At 67.4% G+C, this 11,709-nt stretch carries 12 protein-coding genes and 1 tRNA gene; 9 read left to right on the top strand and 4 right to left on the bottom strand.

The features are described from left to right. The first annotated feature begins 7 nt into the window (after positions 1 to 7). The 5 genes from RND78_RS18745 (at position 8) to RND78_RS18725 (ending at position 5,709) form a co-directional block, all read left to right on the top strand. Entirely contained in the window at positions 8 to 1,276 is a 1,269-nt protein-coding gene (locus RND78_RS18745; RefSeq protein WP_312731137.1) for a glycosyltransferase, read from the top strand. Further along, positions 1,239 to 2,432 (top strand): lycopene beta-cyclase CrtY, encoded by a 1,194-nt coding sequence (gene crtY / locus RND78_RS18740; RefSeq protein WP_312731136.1) that lies wholly within the window; start codon positions 1,239 to 1,241, stop codon positions 2,430 to 2,432. The genes RND78_RS18745 and crtY overlap by 38 nt, the downstream gene beginning before the upstream one ends. Then, positions 2,429 to 3,925 carry a phytoene desaturase gene (locus tag RND78_RS18735; protein ID WP_312731134.1) on the top strand — a complete coding sequence of 499 codons (1,497 nt, stop codon included), beginning with the start codon at positions 2,429 to 2,431 and terminating at the stop codon, positions 3,923 to 3,925. The genes crtY and RND78_RS18735 overlap by 4 nt, the downstream gene beginning before the upstream one ends. A 2-nt stretch (positions 3,926 to 3,927) precedes the next feature. Continuing rightward, positions 3,928 to 4,863 (top strand): phytoene/squalene synthase family protein, encoded by a 936-nt coding sequence (locus tag RND78_RS18730; protein WP_312731132.1) that lies wholly within the window; start codon positions 3,928 to 3,930, stop codon positions 4,861 to 4,863. A gap of 315 nt (positions 4,864 to 5,178) precedes the next feature. Beyond that, complete coding sequence (locus tag RND78_RS18725; protein ID WP_059226112.1) at positions 5,179 to 5,709, top strand: gluconate 2-dehydrogenase subunit 3 family protein; 531 nt, start codon at positions 5,179 to 5,181, stop codon at positions 5,707 to 5,709. A gap of 39 nt (positions 5,710 to 5,748) precedes the next feature. On the opposite strand, the gene RND78_RS18720 is transcribed toward RND78_RS18725, so the two are convergent. The 4 genes from RND78_RS18720 to moaB form a co-directional block, all read right to left on the bottom strand. Then, positions 5,749 to 6,276 (bottom strand): sterol desaturase family protein, encoded by a 528-nt coding sequence (locus RND78_RS18720; RefSeq protein ID WP_312731129.1) that lies wholly within the window; start codon positions 6,274 to 6,276, stop codon positions 5,749 to 5,751. 22 nt (positions 6,277 to 6,298) lie between these two features. Continuing rightward, positions 6,299 to 7,243 carry a lipid kinase YegS gene (yegS, locus tag RND78_RS18715; RefSeq protein ID WP_312731128.1) on the bottom strand — a complete coding sequence of 315 codons (945 nt, stop codon included), beginning with the start codon at positions 7,241 to 7,243 and terminating at the stop codon, positions 6,299 to 6,301. Positions 7,244 to 7,418: 175 nt separating this feature from the next. Next, on the bottom strand, positions 7,419 to 8,615 hold the full coding sequence (gene glp, locus RND78_RS18710; RefSeq protein WP_312731126.1) for a gephyrin-like molybdotransferase Glp: 1,197 nt from the start codon (positions 8,613 to 8,615) through the stop codon (positions 7,419 to 7,421). Further along, entirely contained in the window at positions 8,612 to 9,151 is a 540-nt protein-coding gene (gene moaB / locus RND78_RS18705; RefSeq protein WP_059226110.1) for a molybdenum cofactor biosynthesis protein B, read from the bottom strand. The genes glp and moaB overlap by 4 nt, the downstream gene beginning before the upstream one ends. A 90-nt stretch (positions 9,152 to 9,241) precedes the next feature. Between moaB and mobA the strand changes: the two genes are divergently transcribed. The 4 genes from mobA (at position 9,242) to RND78_RS18685 (ending at position 11,707) form a co-directional block, all read left to right on the top strand. Then, positions 9,242 to 9,820: a molybdenum cofactor guanylyltransferase MobA gene (mobA, locus tag RND78_RS18700; protein ID WP_312731124.1), complete on the top strand. Its 579-nt coding sequence runs from the start codon at positions 9,242 to 9,244 to the stop codon at positions 9,818 to 9,820. Positions 9,821 to 9,930: 110 nt separating this feature from the next. Continuing rightward, the gene (locus tag RND78_RS18695; RefSeq protein WP_059226108.1) at positions 9,931 to 10,152 is read left to right on the top strand and encodes a YgdI/YgdR family lipoprotein; all 222 of its coding nucleotides are present in this window, start codon (positions 9,931 to 9,933) and stop codon (positions 10,150 to 10,152) included. A gap of 76 nt (positions 10,153 to 10,228) precedes the next feature. Beyond that, positions 10,229 to 10,305, top strand: a tRNA-Pro gene (locus tag RND78_RS18690). Positions 10,306 to 10,471: 166 nt separating this feature from the next. Then, on the top strand, positions 10,472 to 11,707 hold the full coding sequence (locus RND78_RS18685; protein WP_312731120.1) for a tyrosine-type recombinase/integrase: 1,236 nt from the start codon (positions 10,472 to 10,474) through the stop codon (positions 11,705 to 11,707). Positions 11,708 to 11,709 lie beyond the last annotated feature (2 nt).

Raw genomic sequence — 11,709 nt, 5'->3', positions numbered from 1 at the left:
CGCCGCCATGCATGTCGCCCTGATCTCGCCGCCGCTGCCGAGCCACCTGTCCACCCATCTGGTGCTGGGCGAGGCCCTGGTACAGCTCGGCCATCGCGTCACCCTGCTGCACCAGGCCGACGTCGGCGACCGCCCACGCCCGCCCGGCATCGACTTCCAGGCCATCGGCGCCGCCAGCCATCCGCGCGGCAGCCTGCCGCCCCTGCTCGCCCGCACCGCCAGTCGCCAGCCCTGGGCGGTGTTCGGCGTGATCGCCGACATGGCGCGCAACACCGACCTGTTCTGCCGCGAGGGCCCGGCCGCCCTGCGCGACCTGGGTGTCGACTGCCTGATCGCCGACCAGATGGAGCCCGCCGGTGGCCTGCTGGGGGACCATCTTGGGCTGCCCTATGCCTCTCTGGCCTGCGCGGTGCCGATGAATCGCGAGCCTGACCTGCCGCTGCCCACCCTGCCCTTCGCCTACCCCACCAGCGAGCGCGAACGCCAGATCGTCCAGGGGGCGACCCGGGTGTTCGACCTGATGATGGGCAACCAGGGCAAGGTCATCCAGCGCCATGCCCAGACGTTCGGGCTCGGCGACCGGCGGACGCTGGACGACTGCTTCTCGCCCTACCTGCAGCTAAGCCAGTGCCTGCCGGGTTTCGACTTTCCGCGGCGCGCCCCACCCGCGCAGTTCCATGAGGTCGGCCCGCTACGTTCGCCCAGCGTCCAGCAGCAGCGCTTCGACCTAGAGATAGATCCGCAACGCCCCTTCATCTTCGCCTCCTTCGGTACCCTGCAGGGCAGTCGACTGGCGCTGTTCCGGCGAGTGGCCCAGGCCTGTCGCCAACTCAATGCGCAGGTACTGATCGCCCACTGTGGCCGCCTCGACGGCACCGCCGAGCGACAACTGCTGGACGACGGCGCCACCTGGGTGACCGACTTCGCGCCTCAGGAAGCCGTCATCGCCCGTGCCGATGCCGTCATCACCCATGGCGGCTTCAATACCGTGCTGGACTGCCTGGCCGCCGGCAAACCCATGCTGGCGCTGCCCATGGTGTTCGACCAGCCAGGTATCGCCCGCCGGCTGGAGCGGGTCGGCGCCGGTATCTGCCTGGCGCCACGCCTGGCCAGCCGCGCCCGCCTCGCCCAGGCCCTCGGGGCGGTGCTGGCCGATCCCGCCTATCGGCGGGCGGCCGAGCGCTTCGTACCCATCGCCGCCGCGGCCGGTGGCGCCAGCACGGCGGCGCGACTGGTCGATGGCCTGGCGACGCGAGGACGGGATCGTGCGTCCTGACCTGCTGATCGTCGGCGGCGGCCTCGCCGGCGGCCTGCTCGCCCTGCGCCTGGCCGAAACCCGCCCGGAACTGGACTGGCGCCTGGTGGAAGCCGCTCCGCGACTGGGCGGCAACCATACCTGGTCCTTCCACCAGCCAGACCTCACCGCCTCCCAGCACGCCTGGATCGATCCCCTGGTCGCCCACCGCTGGCCGGGCTATGAAGTGCGTTTCCCCCAACGTCAGCGGCGACTCGGCAGCGGCTACGCCAGCATCAGTGCCGAACGCTTCCATGAGGTACTGAACGCACGCCTGCCGGCGGAGCGCCTGCTGCTGGGCCGCAAGGTGCTGCGGCTGCAGGACGATGGAATAGTCTTCACCGATGGCTACACCCTGGCCGCCGGAGCGGTGATCGATGCCCGAGGGCCGCGGCCGGATCCGGCGCTGTGGCTCGGCTACCAGAAATTCCTCGGCCAGGAGGTACGCCTCGCGAGTCCCCATGGCCTTACCGAGCCCATCGTGATGGACGCCACCGTCGACCAGTTGGACGGCTATCGTTTCGTCTATACCCTGCCACTGGCGTCCGACCGCCTGCTGATCGAGGACACCTACTACGCCGATGGCGAAAGCCTGCCGGTGGAACGCCTGCGCCAGCACCTGGCCGACTACGCCCACCAGCGGGGCTGGACCATCGCCGAGGTGCTGCGCGAAGAACAGGGCATCCTGCCCATCACTCTCGGTGGCGACGTGGACAGCTACTGGGACCACGTCACGGCCGGCGCGCCCATCGGCCTGGCCGCCGGGTTGTTTCATCCCACCACCGGCTACTCGCTGCCCGAAGCCGTCCGCCTGGCGGAACACCTGGCCGCCCAGCCCTTCAGTTCCAGCGCGGCGCTGCGCGAAACCCTGCGCCACTACGCCCAGGGACGCTGGCAACGGCAGGGCTTCTTCCGCCTGCTCAATCGCATGCTCTTTCTCGCCGGCCGCCCCGAACACCGGGTGCGCGTCATGCAAAGGTTCTACGGCCTCGGCGAACCCCTCATCCAGCGCTTCTACGCCGGCCGTCTCACCGCCTTCGATCGGCTGCGCATCCTCTCCGGCAAACCGCCGGTACCGCTGAAACCAGCGCTGGATGCCGCCCTGGCTCGTCCTCCCCAGTTCAAGGAAGCAACATGACCCAAGGTAACGCGCCCAAGCGAGCCGTCGTCATCGGCGCCGGTTTCGGCGGTATCGCCCTGGCGATCCGCCTGCAGTCGGCCGGTATCGCCACCACCCTCATCGAGGGTCGCGACAAGCCCGGCGGCCGCGCCTACGTCTACCAGGATGCCGGCTTCACCTTCGACGCCGGCCCCACCGTCATCACCGACCCCTCGGCCCTGGAAGAACTGTTCGCCCTCAGCGGCCGGCGGATGAGTGACTATGTGGAGCTGCTGCCGGTCAGTCCCTTCTACCAGCTGTGCTGGGAAGACGGCACCCGCTTCGACTACGTCAACGACCAGGCCCGCCTGGACGAGCAGATCCGCGCCCTGGAGCCGGATGACGTGGCCGGCTACCAGCGCTTCCTGGCCTATTCCCAGGCAGTCTTCGAAGAGGGTTATGTCCGCCTCGGCGCCAAGCCCTTCCTCAAGGTCGGCGACATGCTCGCCGCTGCGCCGAAGCTGGCCCAGCTCACCGCCTGGCGCAGCGTCTACACCCAGGTGTCGGGGTTCGTGAAGAACGAAAAGCTGCGCCAGGCCCTGTCGTTCCATACCCTGCTGGTGGGCGGCAATCCCTTCGCCACCTCCTCGATCTACGCGCTGATCCATGCGCTGGAGCGCAAGTGGGGCGTCTGGTTCGCCAAGGGCGGCACCCACGCGCTGGTGCAGGGACTGCTGAAGCTCTTCGTCGACCTCGGCGGCGAGTTGCGCCTGAACGCCCCGGTGGAGCGCATCCTCACCGAAGGCAATCGCGCCACCGGTGTCTGCCTGGCCGACGGCAGCCGGGTCGATGCCGACCTGGTGGCGTCCAATGCCGATGTGGTCCACACCTATCGCAAGCTGCTCGGCCACCACACCCATGGCGTGGTCGAGGGCAACCGCCTCAAGCGCAAGAGGCACAGCATGTCGCTGTTCGTCATCCACTTCGGCCTGAGCCAGCCCCCGGTCGGTCTCGAACACCACATGGTCTGCTTCGGCCAGCGCTATCGCGGCCTGATCGACGAACTCTTCAAGGGTCCCGGCGTGCCGGACGACTTCTCGCTCTACCTGCATTCGCCCTGCGTCACCGATCCGTCCCTGGCACCGCCCGGCCACAGCGCCCACTACGTGCTGGCGCCGGTGCCGCACCTGGGCAATGCCGACGTCGACTGGAGCGTCGAAGGTCCGCGCCTGAGAGACAAGATCCTCGCCTACCTGGAAGAGCGCTACATGCCCGGCCTGCGCGCCAACCTGGTCACCTCGCGCATCTTCACTCCGGCCGATTTCCGCCAGGAGCTCAATGCCCACCTGGGCTCGGCCTTCTCCCTGGAGCCCATCCTCACCCAGAGCGCCTGGTTCCGGCCGCACAATCGCGATACCGTCATCCCCAACCTCTACCTGGTCGGCGCGGGCACTCACCCCGGCGCCGGCGTGCCGGGCGTGGTGGGGTCGGCCAAGGCCACCGCCAGCGTCATCCTCGAGGAGCACGGTTAGCCATGACTGCCAGCCATGATGTCGTCGACCACGCCGAACAGAGCATCGCCGTCGGCTCCAAGAGCTTCGCCGCCGCCGCCAAGCTGTTCGCCCCCGAGACCCGCGAGAGCGCGGTACTGCTCTATGCCTGGTGCCGGCACTGCGACGACGTCATCGATGGCCAGGAGTTGGGCCACGGCCAGGTCGAGGGCGACCGCCTCGGCGGCCGGACACGACTGGCCGAGCTGGAGCGCCTGACCCGCGCCGCCTACGCCGACGAGCCTCTGCAAGACCCGGCCTTCGCGGCCTTCCAGCGCGTGGTGCAGCGCCATGGCATTCCCCTGGCCCTGCCCCTGGATCACCTGGCCGGCTTTCGCATGGACGTGGAGGAAAGGGTCTACGTGGAGCTGGAAGACACCCTGGAGTACTGCTACCACGTCGCCGGGGTGGTGGGCGTGATGATGGCGCGGATCATGGGCGCCGACGACGAGGAGACCCTGGATCGCGCCTGCGACCTGGGCCTGGCCTTCCAGCTCACCAACATCGCCCGCGATATCGTCGAGGATGCCCGCATCGGCCGCGTCTACCTGCCCCGGCGGTGGCTCGATGAACTCGGCGTACCCATCACCGAGCTGGCGGAGCCGCAGCACCGTGAAGCCGTGGCGCAACTGGCCGAGCGCCTGGTACGCCTGGCCGAGCCCTACTACGACTCGGCGCGCCAGGGCATCGCCGCCCTGCCCCTGCGCTCGGCCTGGGCCATCGCCACGGCTCGCGGCGTCTACCGTGAGATCGGCGTGCAGGTGCTGCAACTGGGCGCCCATGCCTGGGATCAGCGCGTCAGTACCAGCACCGCCGACAAGCTGCGCCTGGTCTGTCGTGGCGCCGCCCGCGCCATGCTGTCGCGCCACCAGCGCAACGAGCCACGCCCGGTCGACCTCTGGACCCGGCCGCGCCGCTGACGTCGCCCGTCTTGCGCCAGTCACATTTCTGCGCACCTTGGGGGTGCACGCCAGCAAACTTTTGTGCGATAAACGGGTCGGATTAAAGCGACCCTCCAAGAAGCTATTCACGATCTCGCGAGCTAGAGACAAACTAGGCGAAAAAGCCTGAGAAAGCGCAGTTTACGAGTGGTAAATGAGCATTTCGAAGGCTTTTTCAACGCCGTTTGGCCGACGCGCAGCAGATCGTGAACAGCTTCTACGGGCCGCGGATGGATGGATGCCCGCGCCAGAGCGCTGCATCCAGTAGTCAGCCTTCGAGTATGGGATTTGCACATGCACAAGACGGAAACGGCTGTTTCGCACGAACTTTTCGCTGCCCCCGCTTCACTCCTTGCCCTTGGCCTTTCCGGCACCGCTCAGTCCGCCTACAAACCTGAATTCTTCAACGCCACCCAGTGGCGCGCCCTGGTCGCCCTGTGCGTCCACCTGCAGGCCGATAGCGAGCAGGCCGATACCCGCCTGCCGGAATTCATCGACCGCCACATGCTGACCCCCTACGCTCACGGTGATCGCCTGAACGTCGTCGATCCCTTCGACGAGCAGGCCCAGGTCCAGCAAGGCGCCAACCTGCGCGACCTGCTGCGCGATGGCCTGGCGGTCCTGGATGCCTATTGCGTCGAGCGCCTGGGTGCTGGCTTCGCCGATCTGGCCGCTGGCGAGCAGGCCGAGGTGGTCGCGGCGGCCTCCGCCGGTACCCTCAATCCCCCGGCCAAGGAATTCATCGACCTGCTGCGCAACGAGAGCGAACGCAGCCAGTACGCCCACTCGCTGTTCGCCGCCTACGACACCCCCGCCGTCGCCTGACCTCGCTAAGCGCCTCCCAGGAGGCGCTTACCTCCTCGTCTAGTCCAAGCCGTCCTGCACCTGGTCCCGCGCCTTGCGTTCGCGTGAGGAATCCAGCGCGCCACCGTGTATCTCGCGCAGTTGCTGCTTGAGTCGCTGGGTGGTCGGCGCCAGCAGGAAACCGAAGGACACGCAGCCCTCCCGACCGTCCACCGCATGGTGCATGCGATGCGCCTGGTAGAGCCGTTTCAGGTAGCCACTGCGCGGAACGTAGCGGAACGGCCAGCGCTGGTGCACCAGGCCGTCGTGGGCGATGAAGTACAGCAGTCCGTAGAGGGTCATGCCGGCGCCGATCCACTGCAGCCGCCAGAAGCCCGCGTTGCCGAGGGCAATCAGCAGGATCGCCAGGCCGGCGAAGACGATGGCGTAGAGGTCGTTCTTCTCGAACCAGCCGGTGCGCGGCCGATGGTGGGACTCATGCCAACCCCACCCCCAGCCATGCATGATGTACTTGTGCGACCACCAGGCGAAGGCTTCCATGCCCGCCACGGTGGCCAGCACGATTCCCGCGTTGATCAGTAGCTCCAAAGTACCCTCCGCAGGCGCCTGCTCAGGAAGTGGCCGCCGGTGCGGCCAGCGTGCCGGCGGTGGCGCCCAACAGGGGCGAATCCACCGGCAGGTAGACCTGCAGGATACCCGGACGCACCTCGAATCTCACCCGCTCGCGCTTGACCGGTTCGCCGTCGAGGTTCATGTCCAGGCCTTCGGCGGCCTGCAGCTCCACCCAGGGCAGGCGTGCCCGCACGAACATCTCCTCGGTGCTGAAGCCCTTGCTGAGGAACTCGCCCAGGGTGCCGAGCACATCCTGGGACGCCGGCAGGATGCCGATGTCGAGCAGGCCGTCGTTGACCAGCGCGGTCGGGCACAGCACGTGCCCGCCCCCGGCCTGGCGCCCGTTGCCGATGCCCAGGGCAAGGAACTCGCCTTCCCACGCGAAGCCGGGTCCGCGGAAGCGTCCGTGAGCCGAATGCACCTCGGCGAAGCGGGTCAGGCCGGTGAGCAGATAGGCCGCACCGCCCAGCAGGCGCTTGAGTTCGCCCGGGGTATTGGCGGTCACCTGGGAGCCGAAACCGCCGGTGGCCATGTTGAGGAACAGCTGGCCCTCGGCCTCCACCAGATCGATGGTACTGACCGGTCCATCGAGCAGCGCCAGTGCCGCCGCCGGCTCCAGGGGCACCCCGGCAGCATTGGCGAAGTCGTTCGCCGTGCCCAGCGGCAGCAGGCCAAGGCGCGCCTGGCTGTGGTTCAGGGCCATGGCCTCGGCCACCGCCCGCAGGGTGCCATCGCCACCCGCCGCCACCAGGGTGCCGTAGCCCTCCCGGGTCGCCTGCTCGACGAAGCGCGCGGCGTCATCTTCTTCCCAAGTCACCCGTACGTCGACCCGGTTACCGGCGGCGCGCCGGGCGAGGATCGCCTCGCGCACTGCCTCGTTGCCGGTTTCCTTGCCATTGAGGATGACCAGGGCTGCATCAGCCAGGGTGCCTGTAGTCGTCATGATCGTCGTCCAAGGTTGGCACTGCGCGGCGAGATGCCGCCGCAGGCGCCGGGCGCTGCCCGGCATGCGAATCTGGAGACTAGGACTGTGCCCTGCCGGCCACGTTCAGTCCGACCGCCGCTGCGCTAGGCTCTGTACGAAAAATGCCTGCGCTCGGTGATGCTTCGTACAGAGCCTAGGGCTTGAACAACTCGGCCAGGGGGATGAAGCGCACCGGATCGTCCACGACGAAGGTACGGTCTTCGCGAATCTCCACCAGGCCATGGGCCCAGGCCGCGGTCTGCAGCACGTTGGAGCCCTGGTTGCGGTGAGGCACGGCACGGCCTTCCTCCAGGCGCGCCCGCTGGTATTCGCGGCGTGCACCGGCACGTGGCCAGTCGAACCCCGCCGGCACCTCGACGGCGAGCGGCGCCACCTCTATCTTCCCGGCACGCCGCAGCAGATAGGGCCGCGCCAGCAGGCCGAAGGTCACCAGGGTCGAGGCCGGATTGCCCGGCAGGCCGATCACCGGAATGCCACGGAAGCGTCCACAGGTCAGGGGCTTGCCCGGTTTGAGCGCCAGCTTCCACAGCGTCAGCTCGCCCTCGGCGCGCAGGGCCTGGCCGAGGAAATCCGCCTCGCCCACCGACACCCCGCCAGTGGACAGGATCAGGTCCGCCTGCAGCGAGGCCAGGCGTTCCTGGGTCCGAGCCAGGTCGTCCGGCAGGATGCCCTGGTCCGACACCTCGCAGCCCAGGCGCCGTAGCCAACTGATCAGCAGGGCGCGATTGCTGTTGTAGATCTGTCCCGGTCCCAGCGGCTGTCCCGGTGCGACCAGCTCGTCGCCGGTGGAAAGCACCGCGACCTTGGGTCGGCGATAGACCTCGACCTGGGCCCGCCCGAGGGAGGCGGCCACCCCCAGTTCGACCGGGCCCAAGGCCGTGCCGGCGGACAGCACCTCGTCGCCCACCCTCACCTCGTTACCGCGACGCCGGATGTTGCGACCAGGGCGCAGCAGCTCCAGGAAGCGCACCCGGCCATCGTCCAGCACCTCGACGTTTTCCTGCATCTCCACGCAATCGGCACCGGCGGGCAGCGGCGCGCCGGTGAAGATCCGCGCACAGGTGCCCGGCTCCAGGGCGCCAGGCGCCTGGCCGGCGAAGATGCGCTGGGACACCCGCAGCGGCTCGCCCTGCCAGTCGTCCAGGCGCAGGGCATAGCCGTCCATGGCACTGTTATCCCAGGGTGGCAGGTCCAGGTCGGCGATCAGGGAAGTAGCCAAGATGCGCCCGTCGGCCTCTGCCAGCGCGACGCGCTCCAGCGGCAAGGGACCGTCTTCGGCGGCCATGGCCAATAGGCGGGCCAGGGCCTCTTCCAGGGACAGCAGGCTCATCCGCGCGGCCCGCAGGGTTCGGCCTGCTTGAGGTGCGGCACGAAGTTGCAGGGCCGGTGGCGGTTGTCCAGCTGCTCGCCGAGGATGCCGTCCCAGGCGGTGCGGCAGGCGTTGGTGGAACCCGGCAGGCAGCAGACCAGGGTGCCGTTGGCAAGGCCGGCCAGGGCGCGGGACTGCACGGTGGAGGTACCGATGTCGGCCACGGAAATCTGCCGGAACAGCTCACCGAAGCCATCCACCTGCTTGTCCAGCAGGCAGGCGACCGCCTCGGGGGTGCTGTCGCGCCCGGTGAAACCGGTGCCGCCGGTGATCAGTACCACCTGCACCTGGTCATCGGCGATCCACTGGGCGACCTGGGCGCGGATCTTGTAGAGGTCGTCCTTGAGCAGCACCCGGGCAGCGAGGAAATGGCCGGCGGACTCCAGGCGGTCGACGAACAGCTGACCGGAGGTGTCGGTCTCGAAGGTCCGGGTGTCGCTGACCGTCAGCACGGCGATGTTCAGCGGTACGAAAACCGCCTCGGCTTTGTGGCTCATCTGATCGATCCAGGGCTAGGATTAAAGGTCGTGTTATAGCACAGGCACCGCCTGCCCTCCCTCGACCCCTTCGCTTGCCACAGGTTCGCCATGCCCACTCCGACCGCTACCTCCATCCTCATCCTCGCCGGTGGCCGCGGGCAACGCATGGGTGGGCGCGACAAGGGCCTGGTGGACTGGCGAGGCCAGCCGCTGGTGGCCCAGGTACAGGCCGCGGTGCGGGTGTTGACCGATGACCTCATCATCTCCTGCAACCGCAACGCCGAGCGCTATGCCCAGTGGGCCGATCAGGTGGTGGCGGACGAGGAACCCGACTTTCCTGGCCCCCTGGCCGGCCTCCTCGCCGGCCTCGCCGTGGCACGCCATGACTGGGTGCTACTGTTGCCTTGCGATGCGCCGCGTATCGACGCCGCCCTCGCCCTCCAGCTGCTGACCGCGGCCCAGGCCAGCCAGGGCCCGGTCATGGCGCGCCAGGGCGGCTATTGGCAACCGCTGTTCACCGCCCTGCCCCGCCAACTGCTGCCGGCCTTGCGCCAGGCCTGGAAGGACGGCGAACGCAGCCCGCGCGGGGCGCTGCTGCCCCTCGGCCTGAGCGGCGTGGATTTCGCCGAAGACGATGCCCGTCTCGCCAACTTCAACGACCCCATGGCGCTGGACGCCGCCCCCTGATCTGCACCGCACAGCAGCAGGAGAAGGCGTGACCCAGCGGTTCCGGGACGAACTCGGCTCCCCGCCCGCGGTCCTAAGGCCGCTTGGTTGCCAAGAAAGGAGACCACCTCATGAACAAGCACCTGCTTCCCGCCGCCCTGCTGGTCGTTGCCAGCGCCCTGCTCGCCGGCTGCTCCACGCCCAGCGTCATCACCCTCAACGATGGCCGCGAGATCCAGGCCACCGACACGCCCAAGTACGATGAAGACTCGGGCTTCTATACCTTCAAGCAGCTCGACGGCAAGCCGACCCGCATCAACAAGGACCAGGTCCGTACCATCAAGGAGCTATGATTCCTGCCCGGCGCGTTTTTTTCACCTAACCCCTTGTGCTTGCATGAGTTTTAGGTAGAATGCGCGCCATCCATCACGGAGCGTAGCGCAGTTTGGTAGCGCGTCTCGTTCGGGACGAGAAGGTCGCTGGTTCGAATCCAGTCGCTCCGACCATTACCTTGTTTCTGGTAGTACCACGTAGTACCAGAAACAGCCTCAAAAGCCCGCCCAGTGCGGGCTTTGTTGTTTCTGGTGGTTCCATGTAGTCTCTGGTCATCCCAACCCATGGTGTATGCCAGTGTGTATGCCTTGGGAAAATTCGAACCAAAGGCATACAAGGATGAATCGCCAGGACATCAAGCGTCGCCCCCTTTCCGACACCACCCTCTCCAGCCTCGAGCCTGAAGCCGCCGTCTACCGCGAGCAGGATGGCAACGGCCTCTACTTCCGCGTCAAACCCAACGGCCAGAAAAGCTGGGAGCTTCGCTACAAGAAGCCGGACGGCAAATGGTCCTGGCTTGGCCTGGGCGCCTACCCGGCCGTGAGCGGTGCCGCCGCCCGCGCCAAGGCCGCCGAGCTGAAGGCAGAGGCCGCCACCGGCAAGAGCCCGATGCTGACCAAGCGCGAGCGCAAGGCCGCCGAGGCACTGGCCGCCACCAACACCTTCGAGAAGCTGGCCCGCGAGTGGTACGACGCACGCAAGCCGCGCTGGGAAGATGGCACCGCCCGACGAATCATCGGGGCCCTCGAGCTGCACGTTTTTCCCGTCTTCGGCCCGCGCCCCTTCACCGAGATCATGCCCATCGAGTGGATGGAGTTCCTGCGGGGGATGGAGCGCAAAGGCATCATCGATCAGATGGGCAACGTGCGCCGCTTCTGCAAGGAGATCTATGACCTTGCCAGGGTCACGGGGCGGGCCACCCACAACCCGCTTGAGGGGCTGCATAGGTTCCTGCAGACCAAGCCGGCCGAGAACTACGCACACGTCTCCCAGGAAGAGCTGCCCGAGCTGCTGCGAGCGATGAGTGCCTATCCCCACGCCCATGACATCCGGCTCGGCCTGAAGCTGCTGATGCTGACGGGTGTGCGGCCGAGCGAGCTACGGGAAGCGCCATGGTCTGAGTTCGACCTCGAGGCCGCGATCTGGAACATCCCCGCGGCCCGCATGAAGAAGCGTCGCGATCACCTAGTTCCCCTTTCTCGCCAGGCGCTCGAATTGCTCAAAGGACTACAGGAGCTGAACGGGCACTATCCCCTTCTCTTCCCCGGTCGCAACGACCGCAAGAAGCCGCGCAGCAACATGGCCTTCAACATGGCCCTCCGGCGCATGGGCTACGAGGGCAGGCAGACGGGCCACGGCTTCCGCCACATCGCATCGACGACCCTTCGAGAAAATGGCTTTTCTCGCGAGCATGTTGAAGCGCAGCTCGCTCATGCTGAGCAGGGCGTAGCGGGCGTCTATAACAAGGCCATCTATCTGGAGCAGCGAAGAGCGATGATGCAATGGTATGCCGACCATCTTGATCAACTCGAAAAGGGTAACGTTGTTGTCGCGAACTTCAAGGCTATGAGCTGATA

This window comes from Pseudomonas oryzihabitans (assembly GCF_032027545.1).
Classification (GTDB): Bacteria; Pseudomonadota; Gammaproteobacteria; order Pseudomonadales; family Pseudomonadaceae; genus Chryseomonas; species Chryseomonas oryzihabitans_F.
The sequence above is the reverse complement of the archived record's forward strand: the minus strand, read 5'-3'. Positions and strand labels throughout refer to the sequence as shown.

Bases quoted from the DNA above. Each gene is read 5' to 3' on its own strand.
- RND78_RS18745 (WP_312731137.1), top strand. From the start codon at position 8: ATGCATGTCGCCCTGATCTCGCCGCCGCTGCCGAGCCACCTGTCCACC.
- crtY (WP_312731136.1), top strand. From the start codon at position 1,239: ATGGCCTGGCGACGCGAGGACGGGATCGTGCGTCCTGACCTGCTGATC.
- RND78_RS18735 (WP_312731134.1), top strand. From the start codon at position 2,429: ATGACCCAAGGTAACGCGCCCAAGCGAGCCGTCGTCATCGGCGCCGGT.
- RND78_RS18730 (WP_312731132.1), top strand. From the start codon at position 3,928: ATGACTGCCAGCCATGATGTCGTCGACCACGCCGAACAGAGCATCGCC.
- RND78_RS18725 (WP_059226112.1), top strand. From the start codon at position 5,179: ATGCACAAGACGGAAACGGCTGTTTCGCACGAACTTTTCGCTGCCCCC.
- yegS (WP_312731128.1), bottom strand. From the start codon at position 7,243: ATGACGACTACAGGCACCCTGGCTGATGCAGCCCTGGTCATCCTCAAT.
- glp (WP_312731126.1), bottom strand. From the start codon at position 8,615: ATGAGCCTGCTGTCCCTGGAAGAGGCCCTGGCCCGCCTATTGGCCATG.
- moaB (WP_059226110.1), bottom strand. From the start codon at position 9,151: ATGAGCCACAAAGCCGAGGCGGTTTTCGTACCGCTGAACATCGCCGTG.
- mobA (WP_312731124.1), top strand. From the start codon at position 9,242: ATGCCCACTCCGACCGCTACCTCCATCCTCATCCTCGCCGGTGGCCGC.
- RND78_RS18695 (WP_059226108.1), top strand. From the start codon at position 9,931: ATGAACAAGCACCTGCTTCCCGCCGCCCTGCTGGTCGTTGCCAGCGCC.
- RND78_RS18685 (WP_312731120.1), top strand. From the start codon at position 10,472: ATGAATCGCCAGGACATCAAGCGTCGCCCCCTTTCCGACACCACCCTC.